Below are 18,581 nucleotides of genomic sequence, written 5' to 3' on the forward strand. Positions count from 1 at the left end.
TGAGTTATTTCATGTATATTCGCCCTGTCAAGGAAGATGATATAGACGCCCTGTTTGCGTTCTTGAAGCAATCGACTGCGGAGCTTACCAGCCTTCCAAAAGATAAAGGCATCCTTACCGAAAAAATAGCCCAATCCATAGCGAGTGAAAAAAGCCACGCATTGGCGGATTGGCAAAGAATTTTAATGATCCTTTATGATACTGGACGACATTGTATTGCCGGTATCAGCGGCCTTGAACGTGAAAAATCATTCGCCCCGCATTATACTATCGATCAAGGCAAACAATGTCTGCGATTTGAAACTGCTGCCATTAGCCCCATAAAACTTGGATCATTGCTTCTCCGTGAAAATTATCGAAATCATGGATTAGGAGGATTACTCTCTAAAAGTCGTTTCTTGTATCTAGCGAATTTTACCAATCCCATTGCTGATTATATTCATGCTGAACTTAGAGGCTGGGTGGACACCTACGGTGAGAGTCCATTTTGGAAAATAATTAGCAGCGCATTTTATGGTAAAACCTTCTCTGCTGTAGATCAGTTTCGTGGAAGTCAACCAGAAATTTTTGCAGAATATCATCTTGCCGCACATGATATCCCTTATCATCTTGTTGGACAGGATGTTGAAAAACTAATAGGCAAAGTGCATGCAGACACAGAAAACGCCCTAAGGATGCTTGAAAAGGAAGGCTTTTCAAAAACGTCCTCTATCGATATCCTGGATGGAGGTCCCATCCTCAAGTCAGCCATTTCAAATATTTTCACCATAAAAAATAGTATTTTTTGTCCCATCATGGCCGCCCCTGTACAAGATGTACTAGCCGAACAGTGGATGATTTCCAATAGCCAAACTATTGGATTTCGCGCAGCTTTACGTTCGGCGCAATATCGTGGTGGTTATCTTTTCGTTCACCCACAGACACTTACCACTCTGGAACTAGAGTCTGGTGATCTGATCCGCGCAATCCCCAAGAACCCAGTCAACAAGCGGTAACATGAAAGCGGTGGTGTTGCACAATTTTGGCATAAGTACCTCACTTGACTGCTGTGGGACTTGTCATCACCGCCGTCCATGCCCCAGAATCACATCCCATGACGACCACGACCATGAACCCGTTGCTGGATACCCTGCAGGCTTACCCTTTCGAGCGCCTGCGGCAACTGCTTGCGGACATCACCCCTCCAGACAGGGAGCTCATTGATTTTTCCATCGGCGAACCCCGCCACCCCGCACCAGCTATGGTCAGCGAAGCGATTATTGCCCATCTCCATGGTCTGACCGAGTATCCCAAGGTGCTGGGGGATTTGCGCCTGCGTCAGGCCATTGCTCATTGGGCGACCCAACGCTTTCATCTGCCCCCAGGTTTTCTGAATCCTGAAACCCAGGTCATACCGGCCAATGGTAGTCGTGAAGCTTTATTCAGTATCGCCCAGGCCGTCCTATCGGCCTGTGCGAAGCCGCAAGCGCTGGTGCTGCTGCCCAATCCTTTTTATCAGATTTACGAAGGTGCGGCCTTGCTGGCGGGAGCAGAGCCGTATTATCTGAATTGTGGGGAAAGTGGTCAGCCGGATTTCCAGCGTATTGACGAGGCCGTCTGGTCGCGTTGCGCCCTGCTTTATACCAACTCGCCCCATAATCCCACCGGAGCCACCCTACCCCTCGACACTTTACGCTGGCTGATGGATAAAGCCCGTCAGCACGGTTTTGTATTGGCAGCGGACGAATGCTATAGCGAATTATACACAGGGAATGAGGCACCTGCCGGGATTCTGGAGGCAGCAGCCCAGACCGGCAGCCTCGCCAATGTGCTGGCCTTTCAGAGTCTGTCCAAGCGCTCCAGCATTCCTGGGGCACGCAGTGGTTTTGTGGCCGGCGATGCCGATATCCTCAAGGCTTTTGTGCTGTACCGGACTTATCTGGGTGCCGCGATGCCACCTTTTATTCAGGCAGCATCCATCAGCGCCTGGCAGGATGAAACCCATGTCATCCAAACCCGTGCCAGCTATGCCCAAAAATTTGCCGCCGCCCAGAGCATTCTCGGTGGTCACTTGCCCATCGAGATTCCAGCGGGCGGCTTTTACCTGTGGCCTCATGTCGGTAATGGTGAAGCTTTTGTGAAAGCCCTCTACGCCGCAGAACATGTGCGTTGTCTGCCCGGTGCCTATTTATCCCGGGATGCCCAGGGCTGCCACCCGGGTCAGGAGCGGGTGCGTATAGCCCTGGTTGGCAGTCATGAAGATTGCCTCGAGGGACTGCAGAGAATCCGCCATTTTCTGGAAAGCCATCCACTTTCCTCATTTTCCATTTGAACCACTCTATGAAGGAGTTTTCGTGAGCCTGAATCTGGAAACCATTATTGATGCCGCATGGGAAAACCGTGCGGAAATTTCCCCCAAACAAGCCCCGGTCGATTTGCGCGATGCGGTCCATCAGACCATCGAGGGGTTGGACAAGGGCGTCCTCCGGGTTGCCGAAAAACGTGACGGTCAATGGGTCACCCATCAGTGGATCAAAAAAGCCGTGCTCTTGTCCTTCCGGTTGCACGACAACAGTCGCATTCCCGGTGCCGAGACCAATTTTTATGACAAGGTTCCCGGTAAATTTGCCGACTATAACAGTAATGATTTCCGCACCGGGGGCTTTCGCGTGGTGCCACCCGCTACGGCCCGACGTGGCGCCTTTATCGGCCGCAACTGCGTGTTGATGCCCTCCTTCGTGAACATCGGTGCCTACGTGGACGAAGGCAGCATGGTGGACACCTGGGCTACGGTGGGATCCTGCGCCCAGATTGGCAAAAATGTACATCTTTCTGGTGGGGTCGGCATTGGCGGCGTTCTGGAACCCCTGCAAGCCAATCCCACCATCATCGAGGATAACTGCTTTATCGGTGCGCGTTCCGAAGTCGTGGAAGGTGTCATTGTCGAAGAGGGCTCCGTCATTTCCATGGGCGTGTTCATCGGCGCCAGTACCCGCATCTTCAACCGTGTCACTGGCGAAATCAGCTATGGACGGGTTCCCGCTGGCTCTGTCGTGGTTTCCGGCAGCCTGCCCGCCAAAGACGGCAGCTACAGTCTTTACTGCGCGGTCATCGTCAAGCAGGTGGATGCCAAAACCCTGAGCAAAGTGGGCATCAACGAAATCCTGCGGGATATCTGAAGGAAGTTTTTGCCCATGATGAAAAGCAACGTGCTGGCCCTGGCCGAAGATCTGATCTCCAGGCCTTCAGTAACACCTGAAGATGCCGGTTGTCAGGACCTGATGATCGCCCGCCTGGAAGCCTTGGGCTTTCGTGTCACTCGTCTGCCGGCGGGTGGGGTGCAGAATTTCTGGGCCGAGCGTGGACAGTCCGGTCCCTGCCTCTGCTTTGCTGGACATACCGATGTTGTCCCCACCGGTCCCCTGGAGGCATGGCACAGCGATCCATTCAGCCCGAGTATTCGTGGTGGGATGCTTTACGGGCGAGGAGCCGCCGACATGAAAGGTAGCCTCGCAGCCATGCTCGTGGCTGCTGAAGCTTTTGTGAGCAAGCATCCCGACCATGCGGGACGTTTGGCCTTTCTGATGACTTCCGATGAAGAAGGCATAGCCACCCATGGCACCCGCCATGTCGTGGACTGGCTGCGCGAACAGGACGTGAGCATTGACTGGTGCGTCGTGGGTGAGCCTTCGTCCGAAAACCGTTTGGGTGACGTGATTAAAAATGGTCGGCGCGGCTCTCTCAATGGCCATCTGACCGTGCAGGGCGTCCAGGGTCATGTGGCTTATCCGGACAAGGCCGACAATCCTATTCATCGGGCCTTTCGCCCCTTGGCAGAATTGGTCGATCGGTCCTGGGATGCCGGAAATGTTTTTTTCCCACCAACCCGTCTGCAATTTTCCAATATTCATGCGGGAACCGGGGCGAACAACGTCATTCCTGGGGAGCTGAGTGCTGACTTCAACTTTCGTTTTTCCACAGAATCCACCCCCGAATCCTTGCAGGCCAGCGTTCACCGCATTCTGGATGCCGCGCAAATCCATTATCACATTGATTGGCAGTTGTCGGGGCCACCCTTTTTTACGGCTCCCGGTCAGTTGGTCGCGGCCACTCAACAGGCCTTGCAAACAGTCCTCGGGCATGAAGCCAAACTTTCCACGGGGGGCGGCACTTCTGACGGTCGTTTTATTGCCCAACTGGGTGGGCAGGTGGTCGAGCTGGGTCCCGTCAACAGCACCATTCACAAGCTCAATGAATGTGTGGCGGTAAGCGATCTGGAAGACTTATCCCGGATTTATACGGAAATCATGCTGAATTTGCTGGGTTCGGGCCAGAATGATTAAGTCTGTCAAAGCCTCCTTTTATGGACTCCTGAATGCTGGCGCGGTGCTGATGGGTGGTTGCGCCGGTGTCAGCCAGCCTCCAGCCAATGAAGTCTCTCCTCCCGCTTCACCAAGTTGCAGCGCCGCTGCGCCCAACTTGCAAGCGGCCTACAATCGGCCCTATCAGATTCAAGGCCGCCATTATCATCCTCTGCAAGATGCGGCCGGATATCATGTGCGTGGACTGGCTTCCTGGTATGGATGGGAATCCGGGTCCATGACATCCATGGGCACCCCTTTTCGACCGAGGGCTTATACCGCCGCCAGTCGCGATCTCCCACTGCCCACCTGTGCCCGAGTCACCAATCTCAGCAATGGCCGCAGCATTGTGGTACTGGTCAATGATCGTGGTCCTTTCGTGGATGGCCGTAGTATGGATCTCTCCTATGGAGCCGCCAACGCCTTGGGTATGACCCGGCAAGGCACTGCTGCTGTGCAGATTGTGGCGCTTACACCCGTCAGCAGTGCTTCAACAGCGACTACGGCTTCCACGCCGACCCCAAAGATGCAGACCCAGGAAAGTCCAGGTCCCACTCAGACCTATTTACAAACCGGCGCTTTCAAATCGCTGAATCACGCCACTGCAGAGCGTAATCGACTGAATGCTGCAGGTTTTCAAGATGTACTGATAGTGCCAGGCCTCGTCAAAGGACTGACCTATTACAAAGTACAGGTAGGACCTCTTCCCGATAGCATTGCTGCGGTACAGGCTATCGCCGCCATGAAAAGAATGGGTTTTCATGATTTTTATCCGGTTGAACAGTAGGCTCTTCGACCATGCATGACTATATCTGGCCGAATTTTTATATTGTCGGGGCGGTAAAAAGCGGTACCACTTCACTTTATGCCTATCTGAAACAGCATCCCCAGGTTTTTCTGCCGGAGATGAAAGAACCTCATTATTTCGCTCAGGTCAGGCCAGCTCCTGAACAGGATCACCTCATACAGCGGGTAAGCAGCGCACAAGAATACCAGCAGTTGTATCGGGGGGCTGAGAATTTTTTTTGTGTAGGCGATGCCAGCCCTTCCTATCTCTGGTGTCCTGAAGCTTCCGAACGCATTTATCAGGTCCGACCAGATGCCCGGATCATCGTCATTTTGCGTGACCCGGTGCAGCGCGCTTATGCCCATTATCTCATGGATCATAATGAGGGCGTCATCGATGTACCTTTTTTAGAGGCATTGAAAAATGACTGGACCCGTCCTGACAAAGGTTGGGGAGTCTCCCAATTGTATCTGGAATTGGGCCAATACGCCGGGCAAATTTCTAGATACCAGGAACGCTTTGGCACTCAGAACGTCCATGTCTGTCTATTAGAAGATCTCCAGAAAAATCCTGCGCATTTACTCCTGGAAATCACGCAGTTTTTGGGAATAGATCCACAGGCCATCCATTCCATGAACCTGCAGTCCGTCCATAATGCCTATCGTCTGCCTCGCGGCAACTGGGCGCGCTTTCTCGCCAGCCATCCCGTCAGTCGCCATATTGGTGAACACTTTTTCCCACGTCGCTGGGGGGATTATATCTGGCGTCATGTTTTCCTGATGGAAAGTTCCAAACCACCCATGGATATTGAAGCCCGTCTTTTTTTACAGGCTTTTTATGAACCGGAAATTCAGCAGCTTGAAAAGTTGCTGGGTCGGGAATTTCCAGAGCTCAGAAAATCCTGGAAAGTGGAAACACATACGACACCTGACAAGTCCTTGCTGATGAATAATTCCTCCCAACCCTAAATCCAAAAATGGAACTTATATTGACAGCCTGATGACTAATCCAGGGATAGGATGAAAATCGTCCTATAATTAGTGCAATAACCACGGGAAAAGGACTGTCATGCTGATACCGGCTTCACCCACCGCTGCAGCGCTTTCCAGTGCACCACAAATGCTACTGCACGCCCAGGAAACCCGAAAGATTCTGATGCGTCTGCATTATCTTCCCCTCATCCCGGTAGATTTTCTGGGTCTACATGGCCACATTCACCACAGCTACCGTTGGCGCTTCAAAATTCCCCGTGCACTTCAGGCGTTGGCTTCTTCCGACGCCTGGCAAGACCCCTGGAACCCCCTGGTCATAGGGGCGCTATATCAGTTTGAAGCCGTCCATGACCTGCCGATTGTTCCTGGAACCATGGGAATACGTGGGTTGCCAGTGGCCATTGAAAAGGCCCTTCTCCATGCCCGGAAAAAGGATCCTGATCCCTGGACCTGGATTTTGGTGACCAAATTTCCGCGACCTGAAGAAATTCATCTGTTTATGGCTGGCCGCGGCTGGATTTTCCAGAGCAAAGCCAATACGGGGGTCATGCATGCCACACCTGATGGTACCTGGCCGATCTATGCCCGTGATACCCATACCGCCATGATCGGTCGCTTTCCCATTCCCGTATCCAAGGCACAAGTGCGTCTTTATGAAGCCGCAAAGTCGGCAGGCTATGCCCTCCAATCAGTGCACTATGCGCGCTATCATCATCACTGGGTGCAATATCAGCATTATGATGATCCGGATATCCGCTGGGTCAATTATTTTGATAGAGGGCGCGCGGTGCACTTTTATCCCCGGGCAAGTTATGGCTTTCCGCAAAGTGCAGGGTGCGTGGAGATCCCCAAAAACGCGGCACGCAAAATATACGGGCTCATCCACTATGGAACTCCCGTCACCATCAGCCACGGCGCCATCGGCCCCTGGGATCCACCAGGCAGCAGTTATCTGGAGGCGCCCCTGAACATCCAGCAGTTCCACTTGGCCTATCGGGAAATACCCAGTAAATCATCCCCCCGCAGCGTGGATCTGCAATTAGTGGAAACGGCTGTTACCCGCTCTCCTCCCAAGACTCTCGATGCAGCGTCCCGGTGAAGGTTTTAACCCCTCACCAACAGGGCGGGATAAGCAGCAAACCAAGCAGGTCAACGACCACTAGTCAGGATGATTGTCGGGCTGCTTCCGCAAGCTGCGCATCGTTAATGGTAACCTTGGCATGCTGGCGCAGGTCACTCAAGTAGGCCGCCGACAACAATCTGCCCCGTTGTTCTTCCAGAGAGGCACGAATTTCTGCGGTCACCTTGGGATTGACCGCGGCTGAAGCAGGCGCCATGACCTGGGTAACCGCGAACAGGGTATAACCCTTGTCCTCGCGAATCATGCCCATGGAAGGCACCTGATCAACCGGCGCCGGTGCCAAAAAAACTGCACGCAACAAAGCCGGAGACAAGCCCTGGGCATCCTTCCGCGTGACATTCAAATGCACCTTGACCGGATATTGGCCGTCATCACTTAACGCTGTCACTTTACCGGCTTTCCGGGCTTGAGAAAGCAGTGTTTCCGCCTGGGCTTTGGCCAACTGCTGCGCCTTTTCATCGGTCAATCTGGCAATGATCTTATCCTGGACAGCATGCAGGTCCTGTACAGTCCCCGGATGATAATGTAACAGATGAACTGCCAGTAGATTACCATTTTTCAAGGTCAGGGCCCTGCTGTTTTTGCCCGCCAGCACGGCTTTACTGAAAGCCAGATCCAGCGCCTTCGGATCAGCAAACAAACCACTGGAAGGCACTTTCCCTTCCGTCAACAAACCACTGCTTGCAATCTGCAGATGGTAGGCCTTTGCCACTGACTGCAGACCATCCGGACTACTGAAAAGCCGATCCTTGAAATTTTCCACCTGCGCCTGAAAGGCATTTTCAGCAGTCTGATCAGCCACTCCGGTAATCTGGTGTGCGGATGAAGTGGCAGCAGCAATAGCATGGGTAGATGCAGCCCCCCCAACAAAGTCTTGCGGTCCCAGAACGACATATTGCACCTCGACTTGGGCGGGCAATTTAAACTCGGATAAATGTTGCTGGTAAAATGAGCGCACTGCAGCCGCATCCGGCTTGGCCTGTTGCGCAAAATCAGCATCACTTAACGTAACCGTACTGATATCGCGGTATTCCTGGGACCAGCCCCAAACTTCCTGAGCCGCCTGATCAGAAGCATGGGCAATGATCTGTGGTACAACCTGAATTTGTTCTATTCGCAAGCTCTCGCGCAACAAGCTTTCAAATTGCGCAGGCGTCATGCCATGATTTTTCAGTACTTCCTGATATTTCGTCTTGGAAAATTTGCCTTTTTCGTGGAATGCGGGAATCGCTTCAATTCTTTTGGCCAAGACTGAATCCGGCACTTGCAAACCCATGTGCGCAGCTTCTGTTCCCAACAATATATTCCCAATCAAACCATTCAGTACGTCACCTGCAAAACTGCTCTGTTTTGCCATTTTGGCCGCCGTGGCTGCTCCAAAAACCTGACTATAACGCTCTTGTGTTTCTTGCAGCCGTTTTTGAAAGACAGCGGCTGTAATTTTATGATCATTTACGGAGGCCACCGCAGCGGGGCCGGAGCTCCCTGACATAAAATACCCACTCACTCCCCAGAGGACAAAAGACAAAGCAATGAGTGCCATGATTATCTTGGCAATAAATGATTGTCCAAAGTTACGGAAAACATCCATCATGATTATAATCCTCGCAAAAAGGAGCGGCGGGTAAAAAATTTACAAAGCCGGATTATGTCTCAAAAGTTCCGCTCGAATACTGCACTACTACAAGATAAAAAAGGCACCCACTTGCGAGGGCGCCTTTTTTCATTTGGCGGGGCGGACGGGGCTCGAACCCGCGACCTCCGGCGTGACAGGCCGGCATTCTAACCAACTGAACTACCACCCCAATAAATTGGTGGTGGGCGGTGAGGGGTTCGAACCCCCGACATTCGGCGTGTAAAGCCGACGCTCTCCCAACTGAGCTAACCGCCCTAACCAGACGCGTTAGTTTACGGCATCACGCAGCGCTTTACCAGCTTTAAATTTCGGCGTGCGACTGGCGGCAATCATGATTTCAGCACCTGTGGCCGGATTACGACCCTTGCGTGCTTCGCGTTCAGCAACCATAAAAGAACCAAAGCCCACCAATGTGACCTGATCTCCCGCTTTCAATGCCTCGGTGACTACCTTGACGGCAGCATCCAGCGTGTGGCCTGCGGCCGCCCGGGTAACACCCGCTTCTTCTGCAATTTTTTCGATCAATTCGGATTTGTTCATAATTTCTTTCTCCTGTTATAGACCAAGGCACTTTTTCAGTAAAACTACTTATCCGCGTACACCTGTAAAGGTTATAGCAGGGTAAAAAAACACTTGTCAAGAACACCCAAAAATCCACAACGGATTTCAATTGTTACAGCCCACATCCTGAGCAATATTCGTCGTGATTCAGCGACGGTCTTATACAGCAAATCATCTACGAAGCAGGTTCATTAAAGTTCCATAAAATTCGCCTCTGACGATAAACTGCTCATCAGAGGCAATCAAAACAGGATCTAGTGCGCCGTAGCCTTGTCTTCGGCGTTCTCTCCTACCCCTGGCGGCATGACGCCGGGTAACGTTTCGCCATCATCGGGTAAAGGGGTGGGCGATGTCTCCAGAGCAATAGCGAGAACCTCGTCAATCCAGCGTACCGGCTTGATGGTAAGTGCATCACGCACATTTTTAGGAATCTCCTGCAGATCCTTTTCATTTTCTGCCGGAATCATCACCGTGCTGATCCCCCCACGATGAGCTGCCAGCAATTTCTCTTTCAACCCCCCAATGGGCAGAACCTCTCCGCGCAGGGTGATTTCACCGGTCATGGCCACCGTGGCTTTTACCGGAATATTGGTGAGGGCAGAAACCAGAGCCGTCGCCATGCCAATACCCGCACTGGGTCCATCTTTGGGAGTTGCCCCTTCGGGAACGTGAATATGCACATCACGATTCTGATAGAAGTCAGCCGGAATACCCAGAACACGCGATCGCGCCCGCACTACACTCATGGCCGCCTGTATGGACTCCTGCATGACATCGCCCAGTTTTCCGGTAATCAGGAGCTTGCCACGACCCGGAACGACCACCGCCTCAATGCTCAGCAATTCACCACCGACTTCTGTCCAGGCCAAACCGGTGACTTCACCGATACGATTTTCTTTTTCTGCCTTGCCAAAATCGAAACGCCGCACTCCCAGATATTTATCCAGATTACGATCGGATACCTGAATTTTAGTGCGTTTTTTGTCCAGCAAAAGCTCCTTGACGACCTTGCGACAAATGCGCGCCAGTTCCCGTTCAAGATTCCGCACGCCCGCTTCACGGGTATAATATCGAATAATATCCCGAATCACGGTTTGGGAAACCTGCATTTCTCCTTCTTTCAAACCCGCCTTCTCGATTTGTTTGGGAAGCAAGTACTTGCTGGCGATATGGATTTTTTCATCCTCCGTATAGCCGGAAATCCGGATGACCTCCATGCGATCCATCAGCGGCGCGGGAATGTTCAAGGTGTTGGCCGTGGTCACGAACATCACCTCGGACAAATTGAAATCCACCTCCAGATAATGATCATTGAAGGTCGCATTCTGCTCCGGATCCAGTACCTCAAGCAGCGCAGAAGCCGGATCACCCCGGAAATCCATTGCCATCTTGTCCACCTCATCCAGCAGCATCAGTGGATTGCGTGTAGCGACCCTGGCCAGGCTCTGCACAATCTTACCGGGCAAGGCACCAATGTAAGTGCGTCGATGACCGCGAATCTCGGCTTCGTCGCGCACACCGCCCAAGGACATCCGTACGAATTTACGGTTGGTCGCTTCGGCAATGGATCGGCCCAGACTGGTTTTACCAACGCCGGGAGGGCCTACCAGACACAAAATGGGTCCACGGCTGTTGCCCACTCGCTCCTGTACGGCGAGGTACTCGAGAATCCGTTCCTTGACGTCTTCCAACCCGTAGTGATCCGCATCCAGTATGGCTTTGGCACGTTTAAGGTCCTTGGTGATCTTGCTACGTTTACGCCAGGGCACTCCCACCAGCCAGTCGATGTAATTCCGCACCACCGTGGCTTCTGCAGACATCGGGCTCATCATCCGCAATTTTTTCAACTCGACATCGGCCTTGGTCCGCACTTCTTTGGGCATGCCGGCTTTTGCAATTTTCCGAGCGAGTTCATCCAGTTCGCTGCCGCCCTCTTCCGAGAGGTCACCCAACTCCTTCTGAATGGCTTTCATCTGCTCATTCAGATAATACTCACGCTGACTTTTTTCCATCTGCCGTTTGACACGACCGCGAATCCGCTTTTCGACCTGCAGGAGATCAATTTCAGACTCCATCATGCCGAGCAGATGTTCCAGCCGGGCCCGCGTATCGGCTTTTTCCAGAATATCCTGCTTTTCTTCCAACTTGAGACTAAGGTGTGCCGCCACCGTATCCGCGAGCCGCGCAGGATCATCCATACTGGCCAAAGTGGACAAAATTTCGGGTGGGATTTTCTTGTTGAGCTTCACATAGGATTCAAACTGCGCACTCACCGAACGCATCAGCGCTTCCAGTTCACGATCATTGGCAGCGCCGCTCGCTACTACCTGGACCTGGGCACGCAGATATTCATGGGCCGGCAAGAAGGAAACTATTTTGGCCCGATCAGTACCTTCCACCAGGACTTTCACCGTCCCGTCGGGCAGCTTGAGCAACTGCAAGATGGTTGCCAGTGTCCCGATCCGGTAAATATTTTCTGGTTGCGGGTCATCATCCGCCGCATTTTTTTGGGAAACCAGCAATATCTGTTTTTCACCAGACATGGCTTCTTCCAACGCACGAATGGATTTCACACGACCCACAAAGAGCGGAATCACCATATAAGGAAAAACCACCACATCCCGCAACGGAAGCACAGGAACCATTTGAGATTCTTCTTCTACCAGGAGACTTTTATCGATTTGCGCCACGGTTCACTCCAGAATTTCGATGATAACCATCATTAGGCGTACAGATGGGGGCGCTGTTAGAGGTTTTCAACGCACCCCTCTGTTTTCAGGCAGGATGGGACATATCCACCTTGATGGCATCATCATATACCAGAAGCGGCTTACCACCACTGTCCACCACGGCGGCGTCCACCACCACCTTTTTGACGCCAGTCAAGGAAGGCAACTCGTACATGGTGTCCAGCAAAATCTGTTCCAGGATGGAGCGCAAGCCGCGCGCACCCGTTTTGCGCGCCAAGGCTTTTTTGGCAATGGCCTTGAGGGCTTCCGGACGGAACTCCAAAGCCACGCCTTCCAGAGAAAACATTTTCTGGTATTGCTTGATCAGGGCGTTTTTGGGTTCGGTGAGAATGGACATCAAGGCTTCCTCGTCCAGTTCTTCCAAGAGCGCCAGGATGGGCAAGCGCCCGACAAACTCGGGGATCAATCCATAGCGCACCAGATCTTCCGGCTCCAGATTCTGCATCAACATGGCGGCTGTCGCGTCCTTGTCCCTTTTTTTCAGGGGCGCGTTGAAACCCATTCCACCTTTCTCCAGTCGCGCAGAGACGGATTTTTCCAGACCCGCAAAAGCGCCCCCGCAGATGAACAGAATATGACGGGTATCTACCTGCAAAAACTCTTGCTGGGGATGCTTACGACCACCCTGGGGAGGAACCGATGCAATCGTGCCTTCAATCAGCTTCAACAAGGCCTGCTGCACCCCTTCGCCAGAAACATCACGGGTAATGGAAGGATTTTCCGACTTGCGGGTAATCTTGTCGATTTCGTCAATATAGACGATGCCGGTTTGCGCCTTCTCGACATCATAATCGCATTTCTGCAGCAGTTTCTGAATGATGTTTTCCACATCCTCGCCCACATATCCCGCCTCGGTGAGGGTGGTGGCATCCGCCATGGCGAAAGGCACATTCAGAAGACGCGCCAGGGTCTGGGCCAGCAAGGTCTTGCCCGAACCGGTGGGGCCAATCAGCAGGATATTGCTCTTGTCAAGCTCCACTTCATTGTCCTTACCGCCATGCTCCAGACGTTTGTAGTGATTGTAGACGGCCACCGAGAGCACTTTCTTGGCGTTTTCCTGACCAATCACATAATCGTCCAGGGTCTTGCGAATATCCATGGGTTTCGGCAGCTTGTCAGGCTGATCTCCGTGCTGGTCGTCAAGAATTTCATCCTTGACGATATCATTGCACAGTTCAATGCATTCATCACAGATGAATACCGATGGGCCAGCAATCAACTTGCGGACTTCGTGCTGACTTTTGCCGCAAAAAGAACAATACAAAGTCTTTTCACCACTTCCCTCATGCTTTCCAGCCATAGCTGTTCTCCTGCCTGTTTCAGGCGGTCTCGCCATCACCGCGGTGGGTAATCACGGCATCCACGAGATGATAGGTTTGGGCCTCTTCGGCCGACATGAAAAAATCCCGGTCGAGATCCTGTTCGATGCGATCACGACTCTGTCCCGTATGATGGACCAGAATATCATTGAGTCGTTCACGAATGCGGAGAATCTCCTTGGTATGAATCTCGATATCATGGGCCTGTCCCTGAAAACCGCCAGAGGGCTGATGCAGCATGATCCGGGCGCTGGGTAATGCATAACGTTTACCCTCTGCTCCTGCAGCCAGCAACACCGCGCCCATACTGGCAGCCTGACCAATACAGACTGTACTGACCTTGGGACGAATGAACTGCATGGTATCATAAATCGCCAAGCCAGCCGTGACAGAACCACCTGGGCTGTTGATATACAGCGCGATATCTTTATCGGGATTTTCCGCTTCCAAAAAAAGCAACTGGGCGACCACCAGGTTGGCCATCATGTCTTCAACCTGGCCCACCATGAAAATCACCCGCTCCTTGAGCAGACGGGAGTAAATATCATAAGAACGCTCGCCACGTCCGGTTTGCTCGACCACAATCGGTACATAGCCTAAACCTTGTGGGGCGGGGGTCATGGCGTCTCCTGCTTGTTTCCACATCATTGCTGCTCTCCATTGAGGGACACATCCGCGATGTGTCCGCTGCTCTTTATTCGGACGGGGCTTCTGGCACCGGGGCACGCCCAATCAGCTGATTGAAACTCACCGGCTCATCCGTCACTTTAACACGCTCCAGAAGCCATGCCACCACCTTGTCTTCCAGAACCAAGGCTTCAGCCTGTTCCAGTTGTTCCGGCTTGCTGCGGTACCAGGCGACAAACTGGTCCGGATCTTCATACTGCTCTGCCATATCACGAATGACCTGGGTTACCTCGGCGGAACTGGCCCGCAGTTTTTCCCGCCGGACAATCTCACTCAGGACCAGCCCCAAAACCACGCGGCGCCGTGCCACAGTTTCCAGATCTGCGGCATTGCTGGCGTTGGGGTCTTTCTGCAACTGTTCCAGTTCATGGGTGAGCATCTGCTTGGGCAAGTCCGGCTGGTTACTTTCGGCCACCAGATCGAGAATCTGGGCCTTGACCTGGGCATGACTGAGGCGCTGGGCTTCACGTTCAAGATTCTCCTTGATCTCCTGGCGCAGGACTGCCACATCCCCATCTTCAATGCCCAAGGCCAGGGCAAACTCCTCATTGAGTTCAGGCAACTGCGGAGCTGCCACTTCCTTGACCTGAAGGTGAAACTCGGCATTTTTCCCCGCCAGATCAGCCACATGATAATCTTCAGGAAACTGAACAGAAACGGTTTTTTCCTCGCCGGCAGAAAGGCCTGCCAAACCCTGCTCAATATCGGGAATCAGGCGCCCAGCACCCAGCACCACCTGGTAATCCACCACATCCCCACCAGGCATGGGTTCACCGTCCATCAAGCCCTGGAAATCCAGGGTGACCCGATCTTCGGTTTGTGCCGCACGATCGGTCTTGACATAAAAGCGCCGCTGTTGACGCATGATCTCGATGGTCGCATCCACATCAGCCTCAGTGACCTCGGCAGTTTTGCGTATGACCTCAGCCTCAGGGACTTGCGGCTCAAACTCGGGGTAGACTTCCACCACCGCCGTGAACACCAGGTCCTCTCCACGTCCGCCCTTTTCAACCTGCACCTCGGGTCGACCCACAGGACGCAAGGACTGTTCGCGCACGGCCTGGGCGTAATGCTCATTGATCAGTTGATCAAAAGTCTCCATGAGAGCATCTGAGCCGTAGTGCCGCTCGACAATCGCCAGCGGGGCCTTGCCTGGGCGAAATCCCGGGAAGCGCGCCGAGCGCGCCTTGTTGCGTAATCGTTGCGTGACGCCGCTTTCTACCTCACTGGCAGGAATGGTCACATGAATGTGTCTTTCCAGAGGTGCAGCCTCCGGTGTGGAAATTTGCATGAACTGATCCTTGTTTTTCATTTGGTCTAAGCCTGAATACCCATCATAAACACATGCTCGCTGCCCCTCAAGCTCAGCGCAGCCCCCGACTGCCCGGTTTGACCGGGACACCTCCCGCTGCGCAAAGCGGGCAGGCTTCTGCGGACCAGGTCCGTACCGGCAGACGCAAGAGCGGATAAAAAGGAATTCCGTCAAAATCCTGGAATCCTGCGCTGCGGTCGATAATGGCTGAACTGGCCACTACTTTTCCACCCGCCGCCTCTACTGCCGCAATACACTCACGCGTTGAACCGCCCGTAGTGGTGATATCTTCGACGACCAATACGGCCTCGCCGGGAGACAAGGCAAAGCCACGCCGCAACACCATCTGACCATTTTCGCGTTCGGTAAAAAGGCTGCGCAAGCCCAGCGCTCGGGCACATTCATAGGAAACCAGCACCGCGCCCATGGCGGGCCCAACCACACAACGGATCTGCCGGCGCAGGGCTGCGGGAATACCTGACACCATGGCCGCACAAAGCGCTACCGCGTGTTCCGGATTTTGCAGGACTTTCGCGGACTGCAAATAGGTATCACTATGCAAACCAGAAGACAATAAAAAATGTCCCTGCAGCAAGGCACCATCGTTTTTGTATAAATTCACCACGTCATCGGCTGTCACTGAAGCTGTCTCTCCGTCCATTTACCATGCGGCCATTCATTGCGCTAAAAAATAATCTGTTACCTACCGTCCAAGTTTTCAAGCCTCAACCCTTAAAGTGCCCAGTCACCTGGCATATTGGTCGGATTCCATGAAATGGGAATACGAGCAATCCTCAAGCTAACCTGCACAAGCAGCCAGCATGGCCGAAAAGGCTTGTGCCGGATCTGCTGCCGCCGTGATGGGGCGCCCAATGACCAGATAATCCGCGCCGGCGGCCAGTGCCGCCGCCGGGGTCATGGTTCTTTTCTGATCATCGGCGATGTGCTCCGGCGGTCGAATGCCAGGCGTTACCAGACAAAGATCCGGATGCGCCGCCTTGAGCTGCGGCGCTTCCCGGGCAGAACAGACCAGCCCATCCAGACCGGCCGCTGTACTGAGTGCCGCCAATCTTTCCACTTGCACAGCCACGGGGTCAGACACGCCTATTTGCATGAGTGCGGCTGCATCCAGACTCGTCAATACCGTCACGCCAATCAGCAAGGGGCGATGCCCGGAGGCATCCACAGCCTCCCGCGCTGCCTCCAGCATGGACTTGCCGCCGCTGGCATGGACATTGAGCATCCACACCCCCAGACGGGCAGCCGCTTGACAGGCTTTGGCCACGGTCTGGGGAATATCATGAAACTTGAGATCCAGAAACACTTCAAAGCCCTGGTCCTGGAGTTGCTCCACAAGGAGAGGGCCAGCGGCCGTGAAGAGTTCCTTACCCACCTTGACCCGACACTGGGATGGATCCAGCAGGGCGGCCATGGCCCGCGCCGCACCCGGATCGGCATAATCCAGTGCCACAATCAGGGGTGATTTCATGGTTTTTCTCCTCCCGAGAAGGTACCCCACTGACGGCAACTGGGGCAGCGCCAATAATACTGCGTACTTTGATAGCCACAAACATGGCAATGGAAGAGCTCAGGCTCAATCTGCCAATGACGTACTGCTAAGGCCATTTTCTCCATCAATTCCACTTCTGGTGCCTGGGCATCCATGCTCAACAACAGCTGAAAGACCCTGAGATTGGGGGTTCTGATCAGTATCTCTCGTAAAAAGCGGACAGCCGCCTGTTGGCCTTCCACTATCTGCAAGGCTTCTGCCAGACGCTTTATGGCCAGTGGCGAATGGCAACAGGCTTGCAGGCGTTGCAGGTAATCCTGGTGCTGACGATCTCCCAGATGTTGCAGCGCCTGCAGAAAAGGCTCCAGCACCAGCAAAATCGCCGAATCGGCAGCGTGATCCAGCAATTTTTCCCAGTACTTGAGCGCTTTCTGCCAGTCTTCCCCCATAAATGCCAGTCGCCCGGCAATGATGAGCACACGTGGGTTCTCCGGGGACTCCCGACGGGCAGCCTGCAGATATCTTCGCGCCTGGTCATGATCTCCCTTAAGCAAGGATTCTTCTGCCAGCTCTCCATACAGCAAGGCGATTACCTCTTGCTGTTGAGGAAGCCCTGCCTGTAACAAGCGTTTGCGAATCTCGATGGAGGAAGCCCACTCACTACCTAATTCATACAGTTCAGCCAAGGTAACAAGGCCCTCGGCATGATCTGGCTGGCTATCCAGCAATTCCTTGAGAATACTTTCCGCCCGATCCAGAATACCAGCTTTCAGATAATCGCGGGCGATTTCAAACAGAACACTCCGGCGTAGTTCCAGTGTCAAGGCCGGTTGTTCCAGCAGATACTGATGCACCCGCAAGGCTCTTTCCAGTTCACCACGCCTGCGGAACTGCCGCCCCAGCGCGAGAAGAATACCCACACTTTCCGGATGCTGACGCAAGGCATCGAGAAAAATCTCCACGGCCTGGTCCTGACGCTCACTCAGAAGATAGTTCAGCCCCTGAATGTATACCTGGGGAATGGCTTTGCTGACAGGATTCTTGCGACTACGCCCCAGCCAAAAGCCCAGCAGGGCGCCGAAACCCATCGCTATCCCCAGGACGAGGACAATAGCGGAATCCACCCCCGCTATGGTCAATCAGGCCTTGCCGGATGCGGTCTCCGGATAATCCACCTGCTCACGCAGTTCCTTACCCGGCTTGAAGTGTGGGACCCGTTTTTCCGGGACCATAACGGATTCGCCAGTCTTGGGGTTTCGCCCTTGCTTGGCGGGCCGCACGTGTAGGGAAAAACTGCCAAAACCACGAATTTCAATGCGCTCGCCTTCAGCCAGCGCATCACTGAGATAATCCAGCATATGACGGGTAGCCATTTCGATATCACGGACACTCAAATGCGGATACTGAGCGCTGATGTTTTTGATCAATTCAGATTTAGTCATGGTTATTAGCTTCTTCAAATAAATGGGGCACTGATTGATTGGAATCCTAAAAACAGCAAAAAAGTGGCTCCCGGGATGTCCAGCAGCTCATCCCGGGAGTGGTG

At 53.3% G+C, this 18,581-nt stretch carries 17 protein-coding genes and 2 tRNA genes; 7 read left to right on the top strand and 12 right to left on the bottom strand.

Going from position 1 to position 18,581, the window contains the following annotated elements:
- The first annotated feature begins 11 nt into the window (after positions 1-11).
- From ACJU26_RS10710 to ACJU26_RS10740, 7 genes are all read left to right on the top strand, one after another.
- Positions 12-995, top strand: coding sequence for an arginine N-succinyltransferase (locus ACJU26_RS10710; protein ID WP_414039641.1), 984 nt, complete (start codon positions 12-14; stop codon positions 993-995).
- A gap of 98 nt (positions 996-1,093) precedes the next feature.
- Positions 1,094-2,311 (top strand): succinyldiaminopimelate transaminase, encoded by a 1,218-nt coding sequence (gene dapC / locus ACJU26_RS10715; RefSeq protein ID WP_414039642.1) that lies wholly within the window; start codon positions 1,094-1,096, stop codon positions 2,309-2,311.
- 22 nt (positions 2,312-2,333) lie between these two features.
- Positions 2,334-3,158, top strand: a complete 825-nt coding sequence (dapD, locus tag ACJU26_RS10720) for a 2,3,4,5-tetrahydropyridine-2,6-dicarboxylate N-succinyltransferase (protein WP_414039643.1) — start codon at positions 2,334-2,336, stop codon at positions 3,156-3,158.
- Positions 3,159-3,173: 15 nt separating this feature from the next.
- Positions 3,174-4,322, top strand: coding sequence for a succinyl-diaminopimelate desuccinylase (gene dapE / locus ACJU26_RS10725; RefSeq protein WP_414039644.1), 1,149 nt, complete (start codon positions 3,174-3,176; stop codon positions 4,320-4,322).
- On the top strand, positions 4,315-5,127 hold the full coding sequence (locus ACJU26_RS10730) for a septal ring lytic transglycosylase RlpA family protein (protein ID WP_414039645.1): 813 nt from the start codon (positions 4,315-4,317) through the stop codon (positions 5,125-5,127). Before dapE ends, ACJU26_RS10730 begins: the two co-directional genes overlap by 8 nt.
- Positions 5,128-5,138: 11 nt before the next feature.
- Positions 5,139-6,095 carry a sulfotransferase family protein gene (locus tag ACJU26_RS10735; protein WP_414039646.1) on the top strand — a complete coding sequence of 319 codons (957 nt, stop codon included), beginning with the start codon at positions 5,139-5,141 and terminating at the stop codon, positions 6,093-6,095.
- Between the two features lie 100 nt (positions 6,096-6,195).
- A complete protein-coding gene (locus ACJU26_RS10740) occupies positions 6,196-7,218 on the top strand; it encodes a L,D-transpeptidase family protein (RefSeq protein ID WP_414039647.1) in 1,023 nt (340 codons plus the stop codon).
- Positions 7,219-7,282: 64 nt separating this feature from the next.
- Here the strand turns inward: ACJU26_RS10740 and ACJU26_RS10745 are convergent, their stop codons facing one another.
- The 12 genes from ACJU26_RS10745 to ACJU26_RS10800 all read right to left on the bottom strand — a co-directional run bounded on the left by ACJU26_RS10745 (position 7,283) and on the right by ACJU26_RS10800 (position 18,477).
- Positions 7,283-8,854: a SurA N-terminal domain-containing protein gene (locus ACJU26_RS10745; protein WP_414039648.1), complete on the bottom strand. Its 1,572-nt coding sequence runs from the start codon at positions 8,852-8,854 to the stop codon at positions 7,283-7,285.
- Positions 8,855-8,988: 134 nt separating this feature from the next.
- A tRNA-Asp gene (locus tag ACJU26_RS10750) sits at positions 8,989-9,065 on the bottom strand.
- A 10-nt stretch (positions 9,066-9,075) separates the two neighbouring features.
- A tRNA-Val gene (locus ACJU26_RS10755) sits at positions 9,076-9,151 on the bottom strand.
- A 12-nt stretch (positions 9,152-9,163) separates the two neighbouring features.
- Entirely contained in the window at positions 9,164-9,436 is a 273-nt protein-coding gene (locus ACJU26_RS10760) for an HU family DNA-binding protein (RefSeq protein WP_414039649.1), read from the bottom strand.
- Positions 9,437-9,711: 275 nt separating this feature from the next.
- The gene (lon, locus tag ACJU26_RS10765) at positions 9,712-12,102 is read right to left on the bottom strand and encodes an endopeptidase La (protein WP_414041969.1); all 2,391 of its coding nucleotides are present in this window, start codon (positions 12,100-12,102) and stop codon (positions 9,712-9,714) included.
- 130 nt (positions 12,103-12,232) lie between these two features.
- Positions 12,233-13,507, bottom strand: a complete 1,275-nt coding sequence (gene clpX, locus ACJU26_RS10770; protein WP_414039650.1) for an ATP-dependent Clp protease ATP-binding subunit ClpX — start codon at positions 13,505-13,507, stop codon at positions 12,233-12,235.
- A 19-nt stretch (positions 13,508-13,526) separates the two neighbouring features.
- Complete coding sequence (gene clpP, locus ACJU26_RS10775) at positions 13,527-14,171, bottom strand: ATP-dependent Clp endopeptidase proteolytic subunit ClpP (protein WP_414041970.1); 645 nt, start codon at positions 14,169-14,171, stop codon at positions 13,527-13,529.
- Positions 14,172-14,220: 49 nt separating this feature from the next.
- A complete protein-coding gene (gene tig, locus ACJU26_RS10780) occupies positions 14,221-15,504 on the bottom strand; it encodes a trigger factor (protein ID WP_414039651.1) in 1,284 nt (427 codons plus the stop codon).
- Between the two features lie 73 nt (positions 15,505-15,577).
- Positions 15,578-16,165, bottom strand: a complete 588-nt coding sequence (pyrE, locus tag ACJU26_RS10785; protein ID WP_414039652.1) for an orotate phosphoribosyltransferase — start codon at positions 16,163-16,165, stop codon at positions 15,578-15,580.
- Between the two features lie 159 nt (positions 16,166-16,324).
- Positions 16,325-17,014, bottom strand: coding sequence for an orotidine-5'-phosphate decarboxylase (gene pyrF / locus ACJU26_RS10790; protein ID WP_414039653.1), 690 nt, complete (start codon positions 17,012-17,014; stop codon positions 16,325-16,327).
- A complete protein-coding gene (locus tag ACJU26_RS10795) occupies positions 17,011-18,174 on the bottom strand; it encodes a tetratricopeptide repeat protein (RefSeq protein ID WP_414039654.1) in 1,164 nt (387 codons plus the stop codon). The genes pyrF and ACJU26_RS10795 overlap by 4 nt, the downstream gene beginning before the upstream one ends.
- The gene (locus ACJU26_RS10800; RefSeq protein ID WP_414039655.1) at positions 18,175-18,477 is read right to left on the bottom strand and encodes an integration host factor subunit beta; all 303 of its coding nucleotides are present in this window, start codon (positions 18,475-18,477) and stop codon (positions 18,175-18,177) included.
- Positions 18,478-18,581 lie beyond the last annotated feature (104 nt).

It is taken from the genome of Acidithiobacillus sp. M4-SHS-6 (genome assembly GCF_047421495.1).
GTDB lineage: Bacteria > Pseudomonadota > Gammaproteobacteria > Acidithiobacillales > Acidithiobacillaceae > Acidithiobacillus.